The organism is Corynebacterium marquesiae, assembly GCF_030229635.1.
Classification (GTDB): Bacteria; Actinomycetota; Actinomycetes; order Mycobacteriales; family Mycobacteriaceae; genus Corynebacterium; species Corynebacterium marquesiae.
The window spans coordinates 152884-174595 of record NZ_JASPII010000003.1; the positions used below are offsets into that span (position 1 = coordinate 152884).

Consider the following 21712-nt stretch of genomic DNA (forward strand, 5'->3'; position numbering starts at 1 on the left):
TTAACATTTATGCCCGTTGACCTTTAAAGTAGGAGCCATGGCGAAAGATGACAAGGCAGCACTAAAGGCTGCAAAGAAGCAAGAACGCGCGGCCAAGCGCCAGCAGCGTAAGCAAACCTGGTCCCAGATGTGGCAAGCATTCAATATGCAGCGCAAGCAGGATAAGGCCCTTATCCCTATCATGCTGGGTGCCTTCCTGGGCATGGGCTTGCTCTTCTTCCTCATTGGCCTGCTTTTTGGCGGCGAGTGGTTCATGCTCATCCTCGGCTTGGGCATCGGCGCGCTGCTCGCCATGTTCCTCTTTACCCGCCGCCTTGAGCGCGATATGTACAAGCGCGTGGAGGACCAACCGGGCGCTGCCGGCTGGGCGCTGGAGCAGCAGCTGCGCAATACCGTGGGTATTGTGTGGTCCGTAAAGACCGGTGTGGCCGCTACCCGCCAGCAGGATCTTATCCACCGCGTCATCGGCAACGCCGGCGTCATCTTCGTGTGCGAGGGCAATAAGAACCGTGTCCGCCCCACCTTGAACCAGCTGAAGAAGCGTGTAGACAAGATCGCCGGCGGCGTTCCCATCTACGAAATCTTCGTGGGCAACGGCGAGGACGAGGTTCCCGTATCCAAGCTGCGCAATAAGGTCATGAAGCTGCCACGCAACTTCAATAAGAACGAAACCTACGACAACATCCGCCGCATCGAGGCCATGGACTCCATGCCGGGTACCACCCCGGGTATGCCCAAGGGCCCGATGCCCCACCAGGCGCAGAACATGGCCGGCATGAACCGCCGCATGCGCCGCGCCCAGCAGCGCAAGAAGAATAAATAAGCGCTAAAGCTAATCCCTGCTACACCGTCTACGGCGTAGCAGGGATTTTCTTATGCCTTTGAAAGCAGGCTGTTTAGGAGCGAATAACGATGGTGCCGGTGGCGCGGTCATGCATTCCGCGTCCATCCGCATCAACCATGGCCGCTGGGAACAGCACACCTGTGAGCACTGTGCGCAGCGCCGCGCGCCAAAGGCCCACGCGGGCACCGGGGACATCGAGTCGCGCCACGCCCATACCCAACAGCAGCATGCCGGGGGTGCGAGCAAAGAGCCAACCACACACGATGCCCATGATGACCCACAGGGCGTAGCCCAAGAAAGCCACGCCCCCAAGTTCCGTGGTGAACATGTGGATCAGGTTGGCAATGAGCATGCACACGATCCAGTCAATGGCCACGGCGCCGGCGCGGCGGCCAACGGGGGCCAGTGACCCCGGCCCGGACTCCGGAAGGCCGAGCTTTTCGCCCGGCCAGCGGCCGGGGCCTTCCATGTCATCGTATTCGCCCGGAATATTCGGCCCGTCGAGCCACGTACGCTTATCTGCCATGCTCACCAATCTAGCGGGCACAAAGTGAGATGTGAAACGAGGGGAATCGCGATGCCAACGGTGGGAACCTAGTAGGCTATAGAGAGACAATTCACCGGTCAACAACGAGGAGACAAACGTGTCTTTCGAGACAGTGCAGGACATCGTCCAATTCATTAAGGACGAGGACGTAAAGTTCGTCGATATCCGCTTTACGGACGTCCCAGGCACCGAGCACCACTTTTCCATCCCAGCAGATGAGTTCACCGTAGAAGATGCCGAAAATGGCCTTGCCTTCGACGGCTCCTCAATCCGCGGATTCACCACCATCGATGAGTCCGATATGACCCTGCTGCCGGATCCAGCCACCGCGCATATCGATCCGTTCCGCACGGCCAAGACCCTGAACATCAAATTCTTCGTCCACGACCCATTTACCTTTGAGCCTTTCTCCCGCGACCCGCGCAACATCGCGCGCAAGGCGGAAGAGTACCTGCAGTCCACCGGCATTGCCGATACCTGCAACTTTGGCGCTGAGGCCGAGTTCTACCTCTTTGACTCCGTGCGCTACGCCACCGATGCCCAGCACGGTTTTTATGAGGTGGACTCCGATGAGGGTTGGTGGAACCGCGATAGCGAAACCAACTTCGACGGCAGCCCGAATACTGGCTACAAGACGCGCATGAAGGGTGGCTACTTCCCCACCGCTCCGTATGACAAGCACGGTGAGGTGCGCGATGCCATGGTAGAGAACCTGCAAAAGGTTGGCTTCCAAATCGAGCGCTTCCACCACGAGGTCGGCGCCGGCCAGAATGAGATCAACTACCGCTTCAACTCCATGTTGCACGCGGGCGATGACATTCAGACTTTCAAATACGTGATTAAGCAGACTGCGGCACAGTGGGGCAAGACCGCAACTTTCATGCCCAAGCCGCTGGCCGGCGATAATGGTTCCGGTATGCACGCCCACATGTCCCTGTGGAAGGACGGCAAGCCTCTCTTCCACGACGAGGCTGGCTACGCAGGCCTTTCCGATATCGCCCGCTACTACATCGGCGGCATCCTCCACCACGCTGGTGCCGTTCTCGCGTTCACCAACCCGACGCTGAACTCCTACCACCGCCTGGTGCCGGGCTTCGAGGCCCCGATTAACCTGGTGTACTCCCAGCGCAACCGCTCGGCCGCTATCCGTATCCCGATTACCGGTTCCAACCCGAAGGCCAAGCGCATCGAGTTCCGCGCACCGGATCCATCCGGCAACCCGTACTTGGGCTTTGCCGCCATGATGATGGCCGGCATCGACGGCGTAAAGAACCGCATTGAGCCGCACGCTCCAGTTGATAAGGACCTCTACGAGCTGCCGCCCGCAGAGGCTGAGTCCATCCCCCAGGCACCGACCTCCCTCGAGGCTTCCCTCAAGGCCCTGCAGGAGGACATGGACTTCCTCACCGAAGGCGATGTCTTCACCGAGGATCTCATCGAGACCTACATCAACTACAAGTACGAGAACGAGATTAACCCGGTTCGCCTGCGTCCTACCCCGCAGGAATTTGAGATGTACTACGACTGCTAGTTATTGGGCCCTAAAACTGACCTGCGGTTTCCTTATCGCCGCAGGTCACGGGATTTTAATATTTCCTACTATGTCGGTGCCAAAGCAAGCTGCGGGATCTTCGCGGGATAGAGAGAAGACCAACCAGCACTACAACCTGAAAGATGCCCACGAACTCGGTCATTTGAATAGCGCTAAGTATTCATCGCCTCCCCCATTCTGTGAAGCAGCTAATCCTCGCAGTTACTTAATTCTCTGCGCTGGCCGCGAGAAAGTACCAACCTCGATCGTTTCATTCGAGACCAGCTGTTGGCCTCTATTGCTCAATATGCGAGCGGATTAGGCGTTCTTCTGACTAGCCATACGTACCCGCTCAAGCATCCTCTGATTTTCCTCTTTTTGAAGCAACGAACCTGACCGTGCTATGACTCGGCGCTCTCTATTTAAAACCTCAGAGTGATGAAGGTCGTCGATACTGCGCTGCCATAAATGGAGTTTTGATTCGTGAGTAAAAGCCCCGAATGCTGCTTGTAGTTCGCGAGCCTCGGCAATCCATGCGTATCTCGAGTCTTCCACCAGCTGATAATCGATTGCGCGTTTAATCATGGCGCAGACCAATCGGCAAACTGAATATTTACGGATAGCTGGCTATCGATATGCATCGGCGGCTCCACGATTCTACGCATCTCTTCATGCCATGAAGCACGGCCGAGAATATGTGCATATATTGCTGGCAGACGCTGCTTTCGCGACTTTTCATTGATTTGGTCCATCAAAACAAGTACAGATTCATCGTTCGCATCTGCCGCACGCGCAAGCCGGTTCAGAGACTCGCGCATCGCAGACTCTTCTCTCCCCTTAAACTCATCTAGTCCGCAGTTCGTTTCCTCGGGAGTACCCAGTGGCTTTTCCTCCGCGTAGTAGAAGAGTTGACCTCCGAGATTCCTCAGCTTCGAAATTAATGAACCGAGTACTCGCAGATTTTGCCGTCGCTCCTCATAGACCAATGCATAGAGTAAATCTGATCCCTTCTTTTCCTATTGGTTGGGATCAGTTCCTTTCGGAATTTCATGCTTGCACAGCTGTTGCTTCGAATGAGCAAAATATGCACCAAAATCCCGATCTTTATCTTCGGGTATCAGAAACCCGCCATACCCGAATGCGGGGCTGTCGGAGAATCTCTTATGCCGAGGATGGACAAATGCCCCAGTCTGTCCGATTTCATCGATATATGCTAGCAGCACCCAATTCTCCCGATAGCACAAAAGCCCACGCCAAGCGCAGGCTTTCGGAGTTGTTGCCCTGAGTATTCTTGCTTACGCTCAACTCTGGCTTACCGCTTAGATACTAGCACTCAAAGCGGCGTTTATCACTTCATTGGTCTTTCCTGTAACTTTGACCAATCCACCCGCGGTACCCAAAAATCGCCTCCTTGGCTCCCGAACACTTTCATAGTGCGACCCCAGACACACATTCACGTGGGATTGACCCCCGCCCCTATATGCACGCTTAGCGAGAGTTCTCACCAGCAAAAACGACAGCAAAATTCTGATAACCCGACCGAAAGAAATTAACATGTGGGTGTGACAGATAGATTCCGCCAACTCCCAGCCCCTGGCCCCGCGTGGGGAGGCAGCCTCATGGGCACCTCCATCGTTTCTCGCCTGCTCGTGGAAGAAGGCATGATGATCCTGGCCGGCATTTTTGCCGCCATCGCGTGCGTCATCTTTGTCGTTCTCACCGCGGGCTTCTTGCGCTACCGCCACCCTAGCTTTGAGCGCACCACTATGGCGGAGTGGTCGATGTTTTTCATCGGAATCTTGGCGCTCGGTGCCGCGCTTTCCGGTCTGACGGATATCCCTACATTCCGCCTAGTGGGCTTTTGGATCGGTGGCCCGGTTACGGTTATCACGTGGGCTATCCAGCTCACGCGCTTTGATGGCGAACCGAAGTTCACCTGGGGCCTGCCGCTGGTCGGCCCTATGATTTCGGCCTCCGTTTCCGGTTGGCTAGCTAATGACTACGGCCCGCTCTACCACGTGATGGGTACGGTATTTTTCTTCATGTCCCTGGTGACGGCGGTGCCCACCTTCGCCCGCGTGTACTGGGCCGCATGGCATGGCAAGGTGGATTTCACCGGCGCGAAATCAGCCACCGCATGGGTCCCGTTAGGCGTGGTGGGCCAGTCCACGACGGCAATGCAGATTCTCTTCCCCGGCCCGGTGTCCATCTATTACGGCATTACGGCGCTTATCATCGCCATTCCGCTGTCCATCTACGCGATGTTTACCTTCTATCCCAATGTGGCACGGTGGGTTCCGTACTCCCCGGCGTGGTGGTCCTGCACATTCCCGCCAGGAACCGTAAGCATGGGCGGCCACCAACTGGCATTGGTCAATGGCTCCGAGCTTATCGACGCCATTGCGCTCACCATTCCCGTCCTCCTCACCGCCCACTGGGCGCTGTGTTCCACCCGCTTCCTCAGCTGGGTGTGGGAAGGAAAGGAAGAAACCGGCCCTGAAGAACCACTCATTAAGACGGGTCCAGAACGGTAGCAAGGAGGCGCAGGCACTATGCGAGACGCCAGCTTTGAACGAGGCAAGCGCCGCACACGCCGCCGCACGCGTGAAGCACGACCGCGGCGCGAGCACTGGAGCAAGGAATACGCAATCTATGCGGAAGATTCCTGGGGCATAGATGACTTGGGCCCCGAGGGCGGCGAGAATTCCGTGCGCGCCTATTCCGGTGGCCACGCAGATGGCAATCGTCGCCGGCGCCGCTGATGCATAAAAGTTCCCCTATCACCTTCATCGCTTGGGATCGCGCCAACCTGACTGCGGTGAGAGACGTACTCGCTGGCCTGCGGCGAGACGGCATATTCCTGCGCCGCGGCCACCTGCTCTTGGAGACGTCGTGGCTTGGCTCAGGCGCGCGGGACTTCTACGCCACGGCCTGGCGCTGGAGCGCAGAAGACTGCCCGCTCTTTTATGGCCTAGCCCGGCGCGGAAAACTCTTGGTCACTACCAGCGATACCGTGATTTCCTGCGGCGACAAAGACGACATTGCTGATGCGCGCGCTGGCATTGCACAAGAGCTCATCGCTGCCGAGACCCCACAGCAATTGGGCGGTCTGCTTGCCGACGCCGCAGAAGACTAGCCCTACAGTCCCGGTTGCTCGCTGCGCTTCATCCAGCCCATGCGCGGGGCAAAACCGCGGGGATGTTTCATCTGCGCTACGGCGTCGGCAATCATGAGGCGGTGGCGGCGCGAAACGCTTTCGGGAAGCTTCGCCACGGAGAACCACCCAGCCTCGGTATTTTCTTCATCGCTGATGACCGGCTCTGCGCCATCCGGTACTGATACGCGCAGCGCCGTTCCCATAAAGGTGCACTCATCACCGTTGGGGTAGGTCACAGGGCCGGACTGCCCCACGCCCAAAAGGGCTTCCACCTTGGCGTCGAGCCCCACTTCCTCTTTGACTTCTCGCAGCGCGGTGGTGGTGATCTCCTCGCCTGGCTCGCAGATTCCTTCCACCGGGGTCCATGTACCGTTATCGGAACGCTTTACTAGGAGCACGGAGGGGACTTCCCAGAGCGCGGCGTCTGCCGAAACATCACGGATGATGATGGCGCTGCAGGCCGGCACAAAGATCTGCTCGTGGCCAATCTTTTCGCGCAGCTGAATAATAAAATCTGGAGTCGGCATGCCACCTAGCGTAGACCAGTGCGGCGCACTTAGGCCACGGGTCCCAAAACCTCTTTAGCTAGAAGCTGAATATCGGTGGCCAACGTGAAAGACAGCTCCATGTCCATCGGCGTGGTTTGGCAGGTGTGGCCTTCTTCGAGGCGCTGCGTCGTTCCCGAGACCACGCCCACAATGGTTTGTTTTCCTTCTACTTCGCCGTACACCGGACCACCGGAGTCACCATTGGTGCTGCATACGCGCGCCCTAGCCGCGAGCGAATCCCGCTGGAGTCCCTCCGAGTTCAGCTGCGCCATCTCTGCATCATGGGAAAGCGTGCCGCACGTCTCATCGGTCACGCGGCCAAGCTTGCACACCTGATGTGGCAGGTGAGCCAGGGAGGTGGCGACGCTATTGTCTACCGCCCCGGGGACATAGTACTCAGCGCTGCCGGTGATCTCGATAAAGGCAACATCGAGGTCGTGGCTGTCTTCGGAATAGAAATCAGAGTAGATGACCTCGCCGATAGGTTCGGCGGGGTAGCTAAAGTTGCCGTCGGCGGTTCCGGCCCAGACCTTATCGCCGGGTTTGCCGCAATGGGAAGCGGTGACGGCGATCGTGCGGGCGTCGGCAAGCGTAAATGACCATGCCGCGGTACACGACTGGTAGTTGAAATAGGCGCCCGGCCGCGGTTCATCGCCGGAGAGGTCCAAGGCGGTGCCCGGCGCGAGCGGCGCCGTGGCCGGGGAATAGGACTCATTGGGAATGAGGTTTTTATAGGACAGGGCGGAGAAACTTGGTTCTTCCCCACCCCGTACCGGGCTGCAGGCCGCAAGGAACGTGGCCGTGCACCCTACAAAGACGCTAGTTGCTCTCCGCGTCCGCATCCCCGGCGTTGTCCTTATTATCTTCTTCCGCATCCATCTCCGCCTGGGCTTTGAGATCGCGGATGAACTTCTCCGGATCAAACTCGGTGTAGTGTTCCGGGCCGGCAAAATTTTCTAGGGCCATGGTCTAAACCTCCGTTTTCTGAATCGACGTGGTGATGTAATCCTTGACCGCCGCGGCATCATTAGGCAAGTCCTTGACGTGCCGCTCAGTATCGAGGATGCTGGCAAAGCGCTCGGGCGGCTCAGGGGCAGAGCCGATGGCCTCCGTGATGGTCTCGGCAAACTTCACCGGCAGCGCGGTCTCCAGACACACGATGGGCGTTTTTACGCCCTCGCGCTGTGCGCCGCGAGCCACCTTGATGCCGTCGGCCGTGTGCGGATCCGCCAGGTAATCAAAGCGCTCGTGTACGTCCTTAATGGTGGCTAGGCGATCGGCGTGCCTGGAGGAACCAGACAAGAAACCATAGTCCTCGCGGGCAGCGGCAATCTTGTCGTGGTCGAGGCTAAACCCGCCCTCTTTCACCTTGGTGCCGAAAAGAACCGCGGTTTCGGCTGCATCGCGGCCGAGCAAGTCGAACGCAAAGCGCTCAAAATTCGAGGCGCGCGAGATATCCATAGACGGCGAGGACGTAGCCATGGTCTCTGCGGCTGGGCGCGGCCGGTAGTTTCCGGTACGGAAGAACTCATCCAGCACATCATTTTCATTGGTAGCCACGATAAGACGATCAATGGGAAGACCCATCTGGCGAGCGATGTGGCCGGCACAAATATCGCCAAAGTTACCGGTAGGAACACTAAAGGAAACCTTCTGATCGGCGCTTTCGGTGACCTTGAGCCAGCAGGAAATATAGTAGACCACCTGCGCCATCAACCGTGCCCAGTTAATGGAATTGACCGCGCCAATGCGGTAGGCAGCCTTAAAATCAGCATCTCCCGATACCGCCTTGACCACATCCTGGCAATCATCGAATACGCCATCGAGGGCGATGTTGAAGATATTCGGGTCATCCAATCCAAACATCTGTGCCTGCTGGAAGGCCGTCATCCGGCCGGCCGGGGTGAGCATAAAGACGCGAATGCCGTGGCGCCCGCGCATCGCATACTCTGCAGAGGACCCTGTATCGCCTGAGGTGGCGCCCAAAATATTGAGGGTCCCGCCGCGGCGAGCAAGCTCGTATTCAAAGAGCTCCCCCAAAAGCTGCATGGCCATGTCCTTAAAAGCCGCGGTAGGTCCCTCAGATAGATGACCGATGAAAAGGCCCTCGCCTAGCTCCGTTACGGGCACAATCTCAGGATCGGCGAACTTGGGGCTGGTGTAGGCGCGCGCGGCGATGGCCTCGATGTCTTGCGCCGGAATATCGTCAATGAAAAGCTTAAGTATCTCGGCCGCAAGCGCCGCGTAGCCCTTATCCGCAAGCAACGTGCGCCATGAATTTAAAGTGGCGGGATCCAGTTGTGGGTAGCTCTCAGGCAGGTATAAACCGCCATCGGGGGCAAGCCCGCCGAGGAGAATATCTGTAAAAGATGCGGGCTGACGGGCGGTATCGCGGGTCGAAATGTACTTCACACAAAAGAATCTTAGTAGTTAAGGCGTAAGGTATCAGCCATGTCGCAGCCGAATCCTAGAGAAGTCATTACCACTCAGGCTTTAAGCATTTGGGTAGCCGCCATGGCGGTCTACCTCGTAGCGATTACCGGCCGTACCTCTTTTGGTGTGGCCGGTTTAGATGCCATTGAGCGCTTCGATGTCGATGCCGGCCGTATCGCGGTCTTTACCTCTGTGCAGCTAGGCGTGTATGCCCTAGCCCAAATCCCCACCGGCATCTTGATTGATAAATTCGGCCCGCGCTTACTCCTCGTGGTCGGTGCCGTCATTATGGGCATCGGCCAGGTCGTCCTGGGATTTACCACCAGCTATGGCGTGGCCATCGCCGCCCGCGTTCTCATCGGCGCGGGCGATGCCACGGCATTTCTCTCCGTGATGCGCATCCTGCCCTACTGGTTCCCACTACACCGCACGCCGATGTTTACTCAGGTGACGTCATCGCTAGGACAAATGGGCCAGTTCATTTCCGCGGTGCCCTTCCTGTGGTTGCTGGGTGCGGCCGGATGGACCGCCGCCTTCGTTACCCTTGGCGCGGTAGGAATCTTGGTAGCCATCGCCGCTATCGTGGCGGTGGCAGACTCACCAGAGAAGTTGGGGATTATTCCCACGGAGAAGGAACCACCCAACTCGCAGGCCACCAGCATACCGGCCCGTTTGAAGAAGGTCTTCCGCTCCCCGGTGGCCTGGCAGGCTTACTTCATCCACTACATCGGCATGCTCCCGCTCATCGTCTTTGTCATGCTCTGGGGCATGCCCATGATGACCCAGGGCATGGAGATGTCCAAGGCCAAGTCCAGCCTGGTACTTACCTTGCTGGCGGTATTCTTGGTCTTCGTCGGCCCCCTGCACGGCAAAATTTCCTCTCGCGCACAGCATGTTCGACCGTGGCTGAGCCTCGGATTTGTGGCTGTTCACGTGCTGACTTGGCTCGTATTCTTTGCCTTTGGCACTGACAGCGGGCTGCCGGCAATCTTGGTGGTGTCCTTTATTACCGCGTTGTGTACACCAACGGCCAATTACGGCTTCGATATTGTGCGCGAACGCATGGACCGCTCTGTGGTAGCCACGGCTACGGGCTTGGGAAATATGGGCGGTTTTACCTCTGGCATGTTGGGCGCGCAGCTTTTCGGCATGGTGTTGGACCACTCCTCCGACGCCCCCAATTATTCTATGCCGGATTTCACTGCCGCCGCGGCTGCGGTGCTAGCCGTCTGGGTAGTAGGCATGATTGGTGTGGTCATCACCCACTTCCTTCGCCGTCGCGCTGGCGAAGACGGGCCTTCTGTCACCATCGTGGAGGTTTCCTAGAAACCGTCGGTTGATTACTCCGGGTTGAGGATAAAGCGAATGGTTCCCTCAGGGTCCGCCAAAAGCTCCCGGGTCGCCGCCACGGCTTCCGCTTCGTCGAAGGCGATGCGTTCAAAGCCAGTATCGTTGAGCTCCACAATGTCCGCACCAGGGCAGGCCAGAAGAATCGGCGAGTGCGTGGCAATAATGACCTGTGCACCGCGGTCAACTGCTTGGGCAATTTCCCCTACGAGGGCCAGTTGCCGGATAACGGACAGCCCAGATTCTGGCTCATCAAGGACGTAGACGCCTTGGCCATTGATGTGCTCATAGAGCAGGTCAAAGACGGATTGCCCGTGCGAGCGGCGCGACAAATCCACGTTCTGAGAAAGAGTCGAACGTCCGCCCCGTTCGGCCGCTGAATCCCCACGCTCAATCAAGTACTCGTGCTTTTCGGCGCGCAGGAAATAGGCGCGATGGATTACTTCCTCAGTATCGCAGCGGATGGGGCTGCGAGGAACGATTTCATCTGGGTCACCCATGCGGCCGCCCGAGGGAGAACAACCCAAGTCACTAGCTAGGCCCGCGAGCAAGCTAGATTTGCCAATGCCGTTTTCACCTACGAAAACAGTTACTGGGCTCCGCAGCTTGAAGCTGCCTAAATCCTCCAAATAGTCAAAGACAGGCAGCTCGGCGCGGTAGTCATCAGGCTTGAATTTCAGGCTTAGGGCATCAACCAGCATGGGCCCTAGGTTAATTCAGTTCATCGAGTACGTGCAGCGCGTCTTCTTGCGCTGCCGCCGCACCAAAGTCTTTCAGGTGGTCACCCAAGTCGCCGGACGGAACCGATTGGGCAATGGTATCGGCCGGCACGGTATTAACGGCATAGGCCACCCCTATCCCGCCGGTGATAGGTATGGCGATAGCGGCAAGCACTCCCACCGCGGTCGACAGCGTGGTCTTGAAAGTCATAGTCTCCTCCAGAAGCTTCGGCACCGAGCACCTTGCCCGTTACCGATTTGTGATGTTTTAGCTTAGGGAGAATCGCTGCCAAGGCCATGCCGCTCGGCTGCGGGTTGCCTGAATTTTTGCACCCAGTTCGCGAGGAAATAAAGGGCTAGTTTGCCGGGTAACTTTCAGCCACGATGCCATCGCTGGCCGGCATCACAAGTCCCCGCTCAAAGGCTACGAGGACTGCCTCTTCATCGGATTCGCTGATGTCTCCGGCCTCCACCGCGCTGCTGAGCTCACGCTCGAGGTAGACGCGCACATCGGACTTGCCGTTTTCCGTCTGGGTAATATCCCTCGGGACGGAATTGAGCGGAATGCCCAGCGCCTTAGCTAGGGAGGTCACGCGGTTGGCGTCGGTGGAATCATCGCCTTTGATAGCACCATTGACCTGTGCGGGCATGTCTTCCTGAACCACGCCACCAGCCACGGCCTCGCCCACCGTCCTCGTCCCCTTGGGCGGCTTATCGCGATTGGTGGCCCACACCCCGACAGCAATGGCCACGATGACGGCCACGGCTACAAAGGTCCACAGGTAGATGAGCTTATGTCGATGCACTCCGCTGATTTTAGCCATGGTAACCAGCGCCACCGCCGAAGGAACCGTAGTCATTGCCGCGGGGGTTCTCGCCGCGATCATTGAGGGCATCAATGATGGAGCGGATGGTGGCCTCCCCTATGCGGTCGGCTCGCCCCCACGAGCGAGGCGCTTGACGGGAACTATCGGGCGATGGTTCCTGGCGCGGCGGCGCTGGCTTTTCCTCCCGCGGCGTGGAGACCTCGATGGTCAAGGTGGTGCCATCAAGGTGGAGGGCGTCGCCGTCGCGCACGCCCGCGGCACGCGCTGCGGAAAGCAGCGCGGATAACTCGCCCACCGTGGCGGTGTCCACATCGAGTTGCAATTTGAAAGACATAACCAGCCAGTCCTTTCTTATTCTCCTCCCACTTTAGAGTCCGAAAGTGCAAAAAGTAAGGCCACAATGCGCACTTCGAGGACTTTCAAGGCCAACTCTACGAATGCTCGAAGGATTCCTCCTCGCCCCAAAAGACCTCATCCACAACCTTTCGGGCATGGCGGGTAAGTTTCAGATAGCTCTCTAGAAACTCTTGGTTCTCCTCCGGCGGCCAGCCCGCGGCACCGGCTACCTGGGCCAGCTGCGGGCCGGGCCCGGGCAACTGGTCCACGCGCTTGCCGCGCACAAGCACCAGTGCATTGCGGGCGTCGGTAGCCATAAGCCAGGCTTCGCGCAGGTCCGAGGCCTGCTCGGCAGAGAGGATTGCGTTTTCCTCCAAGGCGTCGAGCACGCGCAGAGTGGACGGATCGTGCAGTTCGGCATACTCGTGAGCATGCATCATGGTCAGGAGCTGTACGGTCCATTCAATATCTGAGAGAGCACCGCGCCCCAGCTTGGTATGAGTATTGCGGTCCGCGCCGCGCGGGAGGCGCTCATTGTCCACGCGCGCCTTCATGCGCCGGATATCGCGAATGGTCGAGGCGCTCGCGCCGCCTTCTGGGTAGCGGAAGTTATCGACCATGGACATAAAACGCTCGCCTACTTCCCTATCGCCAGCCACGAAGGCCGCCCGCAACAAAGCCTGCAGCTCCCAAGACTCGCCCCACTCGCGGTAGTAACGCTCATAGGAGGAGATGGTGCGTGCCACCGCACCGGAGCGGCCCTCTGGGCGCAGGCCTAGGTCGACGTCCAGTGGTGGGTCGCCCGAAGGCTTAGACAGGCGGCGCCGAAGCTTATCGACGATCCCGATGGCCCACTTCACGGCCTCCCCTTCCGCGCCAGAGTCATTGGCCGGTTCGCGAGGTTCTGCTACGACGAGCACATCCGCATCTGAGCCAAATCCCAGCTCCATGCCTCCCAAGCGGCCCATGCCAATGACGGCAATGCGGGCTGGTGGCTCTGCGTCCTCGTTGGCCAGGCGCCACGCGCGCACCTCGGCGCGAAGTGCAGCCTCAAGAACGGCATCCCAAATTGTGGATAGCTCGTGACACACCTGCTTGACCGGCATGAAGCCCAGCAAATCCGCACTGGCGATGCGGGCCAGCTCCACTCGGCGCAACGAGCGCGCCACCGCCACCGCTTTATCCGGATCGGCGTGGCGCTTGCTGGAATTGACCAGCGCCTTGGAAACCTGTTCGGGCTTGGTTTCTAGCAATTTGGGGCCAGTGGCGCCGTCGGAAAGCTGCTTGACCGAATCTGGGGCGCTAATAATCAGATCAGAGGTAAACGGCGAGGTACCTAGAATGTGCATGAGCCGCTGGCCCACAATTCCTTCATCGCGCAGCATGCGCAAGAACCACGACCTATCGTTCGCGGCCTCCGAGAGCTTGCGATAGTTCAACAGGCCCATATCGGGGTCTGCGGTATCAGCCAGCCATTCCATCAAGGTTGGCAGCAAAATCGCCTGGATGCGTGCCTTGCGCGAGGTTCCTGCCGCCAAGGAGGTCAGGTGCTCGAATGCGCGGTCGGGGTGGTTATAGCCCAACGCGGCCAGCTGCAGCTTGGCGGCCTCCGGCGAAAGCTTGAGCTCATCGGCAGACATGGTGACCACGGAATTGAGCAGCGGCCGGTAAAACAGGCGCGAGTGCAGCTCGGAGATCCGCAGGCGGATCCGGCGCAGGTGCGACAGCATGCGCTCGGCCGCCGACTTGGTGCCCTGCGGATAAAAGCCGGCGATGCGCGCCAGCCACTTCATCCCCTCTTCGTCGTCCTTTTCCGGCAGCGTGTGCGTGCGGCGAAAGCGCTCCAATTGCAGGCGGTGCTCAAGCAAGCGCAGGAACTCATAGGCTTCAATGAGCTGGGTGCCATCCTCTCGGCCGACGTACCCCGCTGAAATCAGCGCCTCCAGCGCCTCCACCGTGGAAAGTGCGCGCAGCGTCTCATCGGAGCGCCCGTGCACCAATTGCAAGAGCTGGACAGCAAATTCGATATCGCGCAGACCGCCCACGCCTAGCTTCAGCTCGCGATGTTTAAGGTCATCAGGAACATTGGCCAGCACGCGGCGGCGCATGGCCTGTACATCCTCCACGAAGGATTCGCGTTGCGACGCCGTCCACACCATCGGGCGGATCTGGTCCAAATAGTCCTGGCCTAGCGGGAGGTAGCCCGTCATAGCGCGCGCTTTAAGGAGCGCCTGGAATTCCCACGTCTCCGCCCAACGCTTGTAGTAGGTCACGTGGGATTCCAAAGTGCGCACCAATGCGCCCGACTTTCCCTCGGGGCGCAGGTTCGCATCCACCTCGAAAAAGGTGGTGGATCCAATGCGATTAAACTCCGCCGCTAGCCGCGTGGCCCTAGGGGTTGCCTCGCTGCCGACGAAGATGACGTCCACATCGGAGATATAGTTCAGCTCGCCTGCGCCACACTTGCCCATCGCCATGACTGCCAGCTGTGCATCCAAGGGTTCATCGCCGTAGATGGTACGCACGGCGCAGGCAAGGGAGGCGGTTAAGGCGGCGTCGGCAAGCGCGGTCGTCAGCGCCGTAATCTGGCGGAATCCTACCTCCGGCTGCAGCCTGGTCTGGCCCTTGCGGGAATGGAAGGTACCCGCCACATCGCAGGCGGCAATGCGCATCATCAAAGTGCGGTAGGTCGTGCGCAGCGCCTGCTTATGCTCCCCCTCGCCGGCGCGGTAGGTGCCCGCCGCGCTCAAGTCCTCGCACGCCGGATCGGGCCGGTCCACGTCGTGAGCAAAATCCGCAGGCTGTGCATCGACGGCGCCAAGCAAGCTTTGTAGCATCTCTTCGGGCTGCGGAAGGGGTTTTTCTAACTCTCGCCACAGTTCAGGGTGCGCCGCGAGATGATCGCCAAAGGCGGTGGACGCCCCCAGTAGTGTGAAGAGGCGCACGCGCAAAGTTTCATTGGACCGCACGGCATCATCTAGCTCTGGGGCTTGTTCATAGATGCGGATCAGATTATTGAGAGCCAGGTCTGGGTCACCCACGGCAGCGAGGGTCCACAACAGATCCGCTGATTCCGGATTCTTCCACCCCAGCTGCTCAATATCCTGCGCAGCATGCGGGCGGGTAAGACCTAGTGTGGCCGGTGAAGGCACAGCAGCAGGACGCATTATTCTCCTAGAAATTCAGGTTATTGCGCAGCTCAAAGGTGGTGATTTGGCTCTGATAGTGGTGCCACTCATCCCACTTGGAGCGCAGGAAGAACTCAAAGACGTGCTCGCCCAAGACTTCTGCCATGAACTCGGATTTTTCAAATTCTCGCAAGGCCTGATCCAAGCTGGTGGGTAGATCCTTATAGCCCATTGCCCGGCGCTCGCGGCGGGTGAGCTGGTGGACATCGTCCTCGGCCGGATCATCGAGCTCGTAGCCCTCGCGGATGCCTCGCAGGCCTGCTGCTAGTAGCACCGCATACCCCAGGTAGGGGTTCATCGAGGCATCAATGGAGCGGATTTCTACCCGGCGCGATTCTTCCTTGGTAAGCCGGTAGGTGGGAACGCGGACCAACGCGGAGCGATTCGATACTCCCCAGGTGGCTGCGCCCGGCGCCTCGTTGCCGAACATCAGGCGCTTATAAGAATTGGTCCACTGGTTCACAATCGCGGACATCTCCGTGGAGTGCTCCAAGATGCCGGCGATGAACTGGCGGCCGGTCTGGGACAAAGAGAATTCATCATCCGGATCGTGGAAAGCATTGGATTGGCCTTCAAAAAGGCTCAAGTGGGTGTGCATGCCAGAGCCCGGCAAATGTTCGAAGGGCTTAGGCATGAAGGTGGCGCGCACGTTGGAATTGGTGGCCACCTGCTTGATCACGTGCCGGAAGGTCATGATGTTATCGGCCATGGTGAGCACGTCCGCATGGCGCAGATCAATTTCTTGCTGGCCTGGCGCGGTTTCGTGGTGGCTAAACTCCGTGGCAATTCCCAGCGATTCCAGCGCTAACATTGCCTTCCTGCGGAAAAGCGGGGCGGTATCGTGCGTTGCTTGATCAAAGTAACCGCCGTTGTCCGTGGGCACCAAGTCTGTAAGTTCGCGGCCGCGCTCCAAAAGATAGAACTCGATTTCTGGCGAGGCCATGCAGGTAAATCCATCGTTGGCGGCCTCAGTGACCTGGCGGCGCAGGATATGGCGCGGGTCCACCATGGAGGGCTGGCCATCTGGTTGGGCGATATCGCAAAACATGCGGGCCGATTGCAGGTCCGGCTCATCCATATCAAAGGGCAGAATCTGGAAGGTGGAGGGATCTGGCAGGGCGATGGTGTCAGACTCAGAGATACGGGAGAACCCTTCCACGGAAGAACCATCGAAGCCAACACCTTCTTCAAAGGCCGATTCCAGCTCGGACGGGCTCATGACCACGGATTTGAGGGCACCCAAAATATCCGTAAACCACAGGCGGATAAAGCGGATATCGCGTTCCTCAACGGTTCGTAGGACAAATTCGTGTTGGCTATTCATGCCTTAGACCTTACCGGCTTACCTCCGAGGGATGTACAGTTCATGCGACAGTTTTTCCAGGGAGAAAAGCGCAGGTCGCAAGAGTATCTAGGGGGTATCTAGCGGGGGCTTTTCCTTCACGTGCCAATTGGTGCGCATGCTTTGCTGAGGAAGCAAGCGAACACACGTACACCTGTTAAAGGACTAAGTTTTATGACCTCACACTGCGATGACCTTTCTGCTCACGTAATCGAACGCCTCATCACCGCTGCGCAACACGGTTGGGCACCGGCGGATTTAGAGCATATCTTAGGCCCACACGCCTATCCCATTATCTACCGTGCTAGCCCTCATGTGCCGGCACGGATTACCTCCCCTGCCTTACGCAAGGCTTGGCTACAAATGGCACCGCCGGAAGAAAATTTCATTCCGCGCGATAAGCTGCGCGCCATTATTAAAGAGCTAATTCATCTGCCTAGGTTACGCGATACTGAACTTTTGGCCTCTGGCGAATCCTTGCGAGAAGACGGCCTTAGCGATAAACAACGCAAAATTCGTACGAAGGTCCTAGGCCTTCTACGCAAGGCTGAGTCCACCAGTTTTGAAGATGAGGCCGAGGTTCTTATTTCTAAAGCGCAGTCCCTGCAACAGAAGTATCGCATCGAGGATCTGCTTACATCCGAGCTCCCTGATCTCATTTCTCATCGCGTGCACATACACCCGCCCTACATCAAACACCAGGCTTCCCTGCTCAGCACCATCTCCGACGCCAATGGATGCACCACGCTCCTCATCCATGACAAAGGTCTAGCCTGTGTGATTGGCGCTCCTGCCGATGCCGCCCATTGCGCCGACCTTTTTGCCTCCCTCAACCGCCAATGCGACTGGTTTATGCGTAACGGCGATGGAGCGGAAATCGCCCGCGCTACCAATTCCACTGCCGCTTATCGCCGCAGCTTCCGTCTGTCTTATGCAGCCCGCATCGGTGAATTGCTCACCCAAGCCAATGAGGACGGAATTGCTGAAAACCTGCGTGAGTCTCAGTATTGCTCACACCATGCAGAGGCTGTAGCCACCCAAACCCTTCCCGCATTGCAAGCACGCACCGATCACGCCATCGATACCCGCAACCGTCTCTTCCCCAATCTCACAGAGATGTCACTATCAATGAACAGTCTGCACGGCATCAACGATGGCATTGCCGCTGCCGATAAATCTCACTTAGGAAGAGACGCCTCAGGGCTCGGTTCGGTTCCAGAAATTACACGGTAATTTCCCTGTTCAATACGCATCTTCGCCCCCGTTCCCTGCTAGCGAACGGGGGGCGAATAATGGCACCACAACGAGGTCATTACAGGTAAGATCACCGATGAGATTGATTAGGTCTAGAAAGTAGAAGGTACGTGAATGTCTACACAGTCTTTTCTCGAAGTTGAAGCGAAATTCTCCGTAGCCGAGTCCACTCAGCTCCCTGAACTGACCCGCCTTGAGGGAGTTGACCACGTCGCGGACACGCGCCACCACGCACTATCCGCCATCTACTACGACACTGAAGACCTCCGCCTCACCCACGCAAAGGTCACCCTCCGCCGTCGCACCGGTGGCAATGATGATGGCTGGCATATCAAGATTCCTAGCGAGGCTGGCCGCACCGAAATCCACGCCGATCTGGGAGAGCCTGTCGATGGCCGCTACGAAGTACCCGAGGAGCTTCTCCACCAGGTCCGCTCCATTATCCGCCACAATGAGCTCGCCCCAATTGCTCAGGTAGACAACAAGCGAACCGAGATGATTCTAGCGGATACCGAGAATAAGCCGGTAGCAGAATTCTGCGATGACCACGTCACCGCCTTTTCCTTCCTTCCAGGTGGCCAGCAGCAGTCGTGGCGCGAGTGGGAAGTAGAGCTCGCGGGTGAGCTACCTGGTACCGAGGAAGGAACGCAGTTCATTCGCCGTGCTACCTCTCTTCTCATCGGTGCCGGTGCTCGCGTATCTTCTTCCCCATCCAAGCTGAAATCGGCCTTGGGTGATTCTTATGCCAACGCCCCGCTTCCCCCGGCCTTGGTAACGCCGGACGTGGACTCGGACTCCCCTGCCGCCGCCGTGATCACCGCGCTGCAAGCTAACCGCGACAAGCTGGTTGATTACGACCCTCGCGTGCGCCGCGATGAGTGGGATTCGGTGCATCAGATGCGTGTAGCTACCCGCGAGCTGCGCAGCCACCTTCAGACCTTCCACGGCATTGTGGTCGGCCCAGAAATCGAAAAAATTGAAGCCGAGCTCAAGGAGCTCGCCGGCATCTTGGGCGTTGCTCGCGATGCGGAAGTTGTGGAAGAGCGCTGGCAGAAGCTGTTGGAATCCGAAGATTCTGACACCTTGGATGACTCCACCCGCGAGCACATTGCACAAGATATGGGCACCGCCTACCGCCGTGCGCACCGCCGCGTTATCGCAGCCCTTGATTCCGAGCGTTACCTAGAGCTGCTGGAGTCCCTTGACCGCCTGCTCGCAGACCCGCCAACGGCCGATAAGCAGCAGGAGTCCGTTCCGGCAGCAAGCGAGGCGGAGGCGACGGAGGAACAGTCCTCTGCGGAAGAGGACGCCGCTACCCCTACCGAATCCAGCGAGGACAGCGCGCCTGCTGCAGAGAAGTCCGAGCACAAGCCGGAGAAAAAGAAGTCCAAGGACAAGTCCGCCGACATGGATACCGTGATGGCGCAGCACCTTGAAAAGGCCTATAAAAAGCTGGTTAAGCGCCATAAGAAGGCCGTGGAGAACTGGGATAACCAGGAATTGTCCCTGCACGAGCGCGAGGATTATTTCCACGATATGCGCAAGGCAGCAAAAAAGCTGCGCTATGCAGCTGAAGCAGCTGGTTCTGCCACCAACCTCAAGACCAAGCGCCTCTACAAGGCCTGCAAGCAGATGCAGTCGGTGCTCGGTGACTTCCAGGATTCGGTGACTTCGCGCGATAAGCTGCTCGATCTGGCAGAGTCCGCTCGCCGTCGTGGGGAGAATACCTTTGGCTACGGCCTGCTTTACCAGCGCGAGCGAACCATTGGTCTAAAGGCTCTTGATGATTACGCCGAGTCTTTCAAGGACATCAAGGCGGCGTTTAAGCCGCTGCGTAAGAAACTAAAGTAGCCGCGCTTCCCAGACAGTTACTGGGAAACACGGCGTAGAAAAAGATGGCTGGAGGTTATTTACTTCCAGTCATCCTCTTTGTCTGCGGCATCTGCCGCATCATTGCGGGCTTGGGCGATTTCGATGGCGTTTTCTGCCTCTTCGCGGGTGTCATACGGGCCCATCCGATTTTCCCAGCCAGAAGTTTTGCCTTGGCTGACTTCCTTAGTGGCGGGATCAAAGAACCACTTCTGGTCTGCATCGCTCATGAAACTATCCTCTCAGTCGTTGCATCAGCGGCACCGGCTAAGTGCTGCCGCTGATATGGCTTGTGCCCACACTACCTACGCTGTCTCACCGATGCCCGCTAGAATGTGGGGCAGCGCAATTCTTTTATACGAATCCATGTCGTATTCCCCGCCACCGCGCACATAGGTGGCGGGCGTTCGTTGCTTTAAACGCACCACCGCGTGTGTGGGGCAACGAAGATTACTGGTCCCAGAACCTGGAAAAGGAGCTTTAGCACCCATGCCACTGTGGTCAACGCCTGCAGAGCCTGTAGCCGAGCGCGCCGCCCAAGCACATACCGAGTTCACGGGCAGCGCTCCAACGCATACCGCCAGCGCGCCGGCAACGTGGTCCCTCATTGGTGAACACATTGACCACTTCGGCGGCATTGTTGCCATGTGCGTGGACAAGCTACGCACCACTGCTGCAGTAAGCCCGCGCACCGACGGCGTGGTGGCCGTACATTTCCACCCATCTCAGGGCGAGACTGCTCATGACTCGATTAGCCTGCAAGCGCTCGCAGAGCTGGCAACAGCGCAACAACCCACCACGGATGCAGAGGGACAGCCAATCATTCCACCGGCACCGGAGGGAGGCCTGGCCGCTCGCGTGGGTGGCATCGTCCACACGATGATTAACCGCCAGTTGCTCTCTCGTGAGACAGCCGGCGCGGATATCACCATCGCCTCCGATATTCCGGAAGGTGCGGGTTTGGGTGCAGATGCCGCCGCGGATGTCGCGGTAGCACTGGCCCTCATGGGGGCCGATGCGGACCTGGATGCACCGCTAAGGGCCCGGGTAGCGGATGTATGCACCCAGGCCGTTACTACCTTTGGTTCACGGCCGCCTTTGCGTGCCCGCCACAGCGCAGCCCTGCGCAGCACGGGTGAGGGCGTATGCATCATGGATTACGCCGATGGTTCTGTCACCCACGCCCCGCACCTTGTAGGCCGCGAGATAGCTGCCTTCGCAGTGGCGGTGCCGGAAGATTTTTCCGCGCAGGAGGAAAAGGCTATCGCCGATATCCGTCAGCGGCAGCGCTTTATTGATGATGCCTGCCATTCCTTTGGCACCGATTCACTGCGCTTGCTTCCCGACGCCCAACAGCGAGTCCTCGACTGGCTCAAGGCCGTGCACAAGGTCTACGGCGAGGAAGGCCGCCCGAGTATCAGCGCCGCCACGGAGTGGATGGCCTTTTATGAGGAAGAAACTGAGCGCGTAGAAAAGTTCACTCGCTTCCTGCGCTCGCACCGCGGCGCGGAGCTCTTCCCCATTCTTTTGCAGTCACAGTCCTCCCTAGCCAATATCTACGGCTTGGATTCGGCGGAAAAACTCGCCGAGCTGGTCACGGTCCGCGGCGCCGTAGCGGGCCGTTCGGCACACGCGGGGACTTCAAATGCGGTCATTGCCTACGTTCCGGCGAAAAGCGCGCACAACTTTGCGGCCGACCTGGCAGACGATGGCCTGCTCGTAGTCGAGTTGCAGCCTGGCGAGGCCGCGCGCGGCGAAAGCTAGTAGCCT

Annotated in this window: 23 protein-coding genes; 9 read left to right on the top strand and 14 right to left on the bottom strand. The window is 58.5% G+C overall.

Annotated features, from left to right (window positions below):
* Positions 1–37 precede the first annotated feature (37 nt).
* Positions 38–823, top strand: a complete 786-nt coding sequence (locus tag QP971_RS03345) for a DUF4191 domain-containing protein (protein ID WP_225746687.1) — start codon at positions 38–40, stop codon at positions 821–823.
* 73 nt (positions 824–896) lie between these two features.
* On the opposite strand, the gene QP971_RS03350 is transcribed toward QP971_RS03345, so the two are convergent.
* Positions 897–1370, bottom strand: a complete 474-nt coding sequence (locus QP971_RS03350; protein WP_049377713.1) for an RDD family protein — start codon at positions 1368–1370, stop codon at positions 897–899.
* Positions 1371–1488: 118 nt separating this feature from the next.
* On the opposite strand from QP971_RS03350, the gene glnA reads away from it, so the two are divergent.
* Positions 1489–2922, top strand: coding sequence for a type I glutamate--ammonia ligase (glnA, locus tag QP971_RS03355; protein WP_284810866.1), 1434 nt, complete (start codon positions 1489–1491; stop codon positions 2920–2922).
* A 318-nt stretch (positions 2923–3240) separates the two neighbouring features.
* Here the strand turns inward: glnA and QP971_RS03360 are convergent, their stop codons facing one another.
* The gene (locus QP971_RS03360) at positions 3241–3507 is read right to left on the bottom strand and encodes a hypothetical protein (RefSeq protein WP_239661067.1); all 267 of its coding nucleotides are present in this window, start codon (positions 3505–3507) and stop codon (positions 3241–3243) included.
* The gene (locus QP971_RS03365) at positions 3504–3908 is read right to left on the bottom strand and encodes a DUF3800 domain-containing protein (RefSeq protein WP_284810867.1); all 405 of its coding nucleotides are present in this window, start codon (positions 3906–3908) and stop codon (positions 3504–3506) included. The genes QP971_RS03360 and QP971_RS03365 overlap by 4 nt, the downstream gene beginning before the upstream one ends.
* Positions 3909–4484: 576 nt before the next feature.
* On the opposite strand from QP971_RS03365, the gene QP971_RS03370 reads away from it, so the two are divergent.
* The 3 genes from QP971_RS03370 to QP971_RS03380 are packed head-to-tail and all read left to right on the top strand — an operon-like array spanning position 4485 to position 6058.
* A complete protein-coding gene (locus QP971_RS03370; protein ID WP_258172066.1) occupies positions 4485–5456 on the top strand; it encodes a TDT family transporter in 972 nt (323 codons plus the stop codon).
* Between the two features lie 18 nt (positions 5457–5474).
* Positions 5475–5684, top strand: a complete 210-nt coding sequence (locus tag QP971_RS03375; RefSeq protein ID WP_049377716.1) for a hypothetical protein — start codon at positions 5475–5477, stop codon at positions 5682–5684.
* The gene (locus QP971_RS03380; RefSeq protein WP_284810868.1) at positions 5684–6058 is read left to right on the top strand and encodes a hypothetical protein; all 375 of its coding nucleotides are present in this window, start codon (positions 5684–5686) and stop codon (positions 6056–6058) included. Before QP971_RS03375 ends, QP971_RS03380 begins: the two co-directional genes overlap by 1 nt.
* 2 nt (positions 6059–6060) lie before the next feature.
* Here QP971_RS03380 and QP971_RS03385 read toward each other — a convergent pair whose 3' ends face one another.
* Genes QP971_RS03385 through thrC form a run of 4 tightly spaced genes read right to left on the bottom strand, consistent with a single transcriptional unit; the run spans position 6061 to position 9039 of the window.
* Positions 6061–6606, bottom strand: coding sequence for an NUDIX hydrolase (locus QP971_RS03385; protein WP_049377718.1), 546 nt, complete (start codon positions 6604–6606; stop codon positions 6061–6063).
* Between the two features lie 29 nt (positions 6607–6635).
* Positions 6636–7469, bottom strand: a complete 834-nt coding sequence (locus QP971_RS03390) for a trypsin-like serine protease (RefSeq protein WP_284810869.1) — start codon at positions 7467–7469, stop codon at positions 6636–6638.
* Positions 7447–7593 carry a hypothetical protein gene (locus tag QP971_RS03395; RefSeq protein WP_005328137.1) on the bottom strand — a complete coding sequence of 49 codons (147 nt, stop codon included), beginning with the start codon at positions 7591–7593 and terminating at the stop codon, positions 7447–7449. The genes QP971_RS03390 and QP971_RS03395 overlap by 23 nt, the downstream gene beginning before the upstream one ends.
* Positions 7594–7596: 3 nt before the next feature.
* Positions 7597–9039: a threonine synthase gene (thrC, locus tag QP971_RS03400; protein ID WP_284810870.1), complete on the bottom strand. Its 1443-nt coding sequence runs from the start codon at positions 9037–9039 to the stop codon at positions 7597–7599.
* A gap of 39 nt (positions 9040–9078) precedes the next feature.
* On the opposite strand from thrC, the gene QP971_RS03405 reads away from it, so the two are divergent.
* Positions 9079–10386 carry an MFS transporter gene (locus QP971_RS03405; protein ID WP_284788889.1) on the top strand — a complete coding sequence of 436 codons (1308 nt, stop codon included), beginning with the start codon at positions 9079–9081 and terminating at the stop codon, positions 10384–10386.
* Between the two features lie 14 nt (positions 10387–10400).
* On the opposite strand, the gene QP971_RS03410 is transcribed toward QP971_RS03405, so the two are convergent.
* The 6 genes from QP971_RS03410 to QP971_RS03435 all read right to left on the bottom strand — a co-directional run bounded on the left by QP971_RS03410 (position 10401) and on the right by QP971_RS03435 (position 16801).
* The gene (locus QP971_RS03410) at positions 10401–11108 is read right to left on the bottom strand and encodes an AAA family ATPase (RefSeq protein ID WP_239273540.1); all 708 of its coding nucleotides are present in this window, start codon (positions 11106–11108) and stop codon (positions 10401–10403) included.
* Positions 11109–11118: 10 nt separating this feature from the next.
* A complete protein-coding gene (locus QP971_RS03415; RefSeq protein WP_239273539.1) occupies positions 11119–11337 on the bottom strand; it encodes a hypothetical protein in 219 nt (72 codons plus the stop codon).
* A 145-nt stretch (positions 11338–11482) separates the two neighbouring features.
* Entirely contained in the window at positions 11483–11932 is a 450-nt protein-coding gene (locus QP971_RS03420) for a hypothetical protein (RefSeq protein ID WP_239273538.1), read from the bottom strand.
* Between the two features lie 10 nt (positions 11933–11942).
* Entirely contained in the window at positions 11943–12287 is a 345-nt protein-coding gene (locus QP971_RS03425; RefSeq protein WP_239273537.1) for a Cgl2226 family protein, read from the bottom strand.
* A 97-nt stretch (positions 12288–12384) separates the two neighbouring features.
* A complete protein-coding gene (locus tag QP971_RS03430; RefSeq protein WP_284810871.1) occupies positions 12385–15456 on the bottom strand; it encodes a bifunctional [glutamine synthetase] adenylyltransferase/[glutamine synthetase]-adenylyl-L-tyrosine phosphorylase in 3072 nt (1023 codons plus the stop codon).
* A 7-nt stretch (positions 15457–15463) separates the two neighbouring features.
* Positions 15464–16801, bottom strand: a complete 1338-nt coding sequence (locus tag QP971_RS03435; protein WP_005324400.1) for a glutamine synthetase family protein — start codon at positions 16799–16801, stop codon at positions 15464–15466.
* A gap of 192 nt (positions 16802–16993) precedes the next feature.
* Here QP971_RS03435 and QP971_RS03440 point away from each other — a divergent pair, with 192 nt between their 5' ends.
* Both QP971_RS03440 and QP971_RS03445 read left to right on the top strand, forming a co-directional pair.
* Positions 16994–18052 (top strand): DUF2786 domain-containing protein, encoded by a 1059-nt coding sequence (locus QP971_RS03440; RefSeq protein WP_284810872.1) that lies wholly within the window; start codon positions 16994–16996, stop codon positions 18050–18052.
* 135 nt (positions 18053–18187) lie between these two features.
* Positions 18188–19924 carry a CYTH and CHAD domain-containing protein gene (locus QP971_RS03445; protein ID WP_284810873.1) on the top strand — a complete coding sequence of 579 codons (1737 nt, stop codon included), beginning with the start codon at positions 18188–18190 and terminating at the stop codon, positions 19922–19924.
* 59 nt (positions 19925–19983) lie between these two features.
* Here the strand turns inward: QP971_RS03445 and QP971_RS03450 are convergent, their stop codons facing one another.
* Complete coding sequence (locus tag QP971_RS03450; RefSeq protein ID WP_049377728.1) at positions 19984–20172, bottom strand: hypothetical protein; 189 nt, start codon at positions 20170–20172, stop codon at positions 19984–19986.
* A 259-nt stretch (positions 20173–20431) separates the two neighbouring features.
* Between QP971_RS03450 and QP971_RS03455 the strand changes: the two genes are divergently transcribed.
* A complete protein-coding gene (locus QP971_RS03455; RefSeq protein ID WP_284810874.1) occupies positions 20432–21706 on the top strand; it encodes a galactokinase family protein in 1275 nt (424 codons plus the stop codon).
* The last annotated feature ends 6 nt before the right edge of the window (positions 21707–21712 follow it).

Excerpts from the sequence above, each read along its gene's own strand:
- QP971_RS03345 (WP_225746687.1), top strand. The coding sequence starts at position 38 with ATGGCGAAAGATGACAAGGCAGCACTAAAGGCTGCAAAGAAGCAAGAA.
- QP971_RS03350 (WP_049377713.1), bottom strand. The coding sequence starts at position 1,370 with ATGGCAGATAAGCGTACGTGGCTCGACGGGCCGAATATTCCGGGCGAA.
- QP971_RS03360 (WP_239661067.1), bottom strand. The coding sequence starts at position 3,507 with ATGATTAAACGCGCAATCGATTATCAGCTGGTGGAAGACTCGAGATAC.
- QP971_RS03375 (WP_049377716.1), top strand. The coding sequence starts at position 5,475 with ATGCGAGACGCCAGCTTTGAACGAGGCAAGCGCCGCACACGCCGCCGC.
- QP971_RS03380 (WP_284810868.1), top strand. The coding sequence starts at position 5,684 with ATGCATAAAAGTTCCCCTATCACCTTCATCGCTTGGGATCGCGCCAAC.
- QP971_RS03385 (WP_049377718.1), bottom strand. The coding sequence starts at position 6,606 with ATGCCGACTCCAGATTTTATTATTCAGCTGCGCGAAAAGATTGGCCAC.
- QP971_RS03390 (WP_284810869.1), bottom strand. The coding sequence starts at position 7,469 with ATGCGGACGCGGAGAGCAACTAGCGTCTTTGTAGGGTGCACGGCCACG.
- QP971_RS03395 (WP_005328137.1), bottom strand. The coding sequence starts at position 7,593 with ATGGCCCTAGAAAATTTTGCCGGCCCGGAACACTACACCGAGTTTGAT.
- QP971_RS03405 (WP_284788889.1), top strand. The coding sequence starts at position 9,079 with ATGTCGCAGCCGAATCCTAGAGAAGTCATTACCACTCAGGCTTTAAGC.
- QP971_RS03410 (WP_239273540.1), bottom strand. The coding sequence starts at position 11,108 with ATGCTGGTTGATGCCCTAAGCCTGAAATTCAAGCCTGATGACTACCGC.
- QP971_RS03415 (WP_239273539.1), bottom strand. The coding sequence starts at position 11,337 with ATGACTTTCAAGACCACGCTGTCGACCGCGGTGGGAGTGCTTGCCGCT.
- QP971_RS03425 (WP_239273537.1), bottom strand. The coding sequence starts at position 12,287 with ATGTCTTTCAAATTGCAACTCGATGTGGACACCGCCACGGTGGGCGAG.
- QP971_RS03430 (WP_284810871.1), bottom strand. The coding sequence starts at position 15,456 with ATGCGTCCTGCTGCTGTGCCTTCACCGGCCACACTAGGTCTTACCCGC.
- QP971_RS03435 (WP_005324400.1), bottom strand. The coding sequence starts at position 16,801 with ATGAATAGCCAACACGAATTTGTCCTACGAACCGTTGAGGAACGCGAT.
- QP971_RS03440 (WP_284810872.1), top strand. The coding sequence starts at position 16,994 with ATGACCTCACACTGCGATGACCTTTCTGCTCACGTAATCGAACGCCTC.
- QP971_RS03445 (WP_284810873.1), top strand. The coding sequence starts at position 18,188 with ATGTCTACACAGTCTTTTCTCGAAGTTGAAGCGAAATTCTCCGTAGCC.
- QP971_RS03450 (WP_049377728.1), bottom strand. The coding sequence starts at position 20,172 with ATGAGCGATGCAGACCAGAAGTGGTTCTTTGATCCCGCCACTAAGGAA.
- QP971_RS03455 (WP_284810874.1), top strand. The coding sequence starts at position 20,432 with ATGCCACTGTGGTCAACGCCTGCAGAGCCTGTAGCCGAGCGCGCCGCC.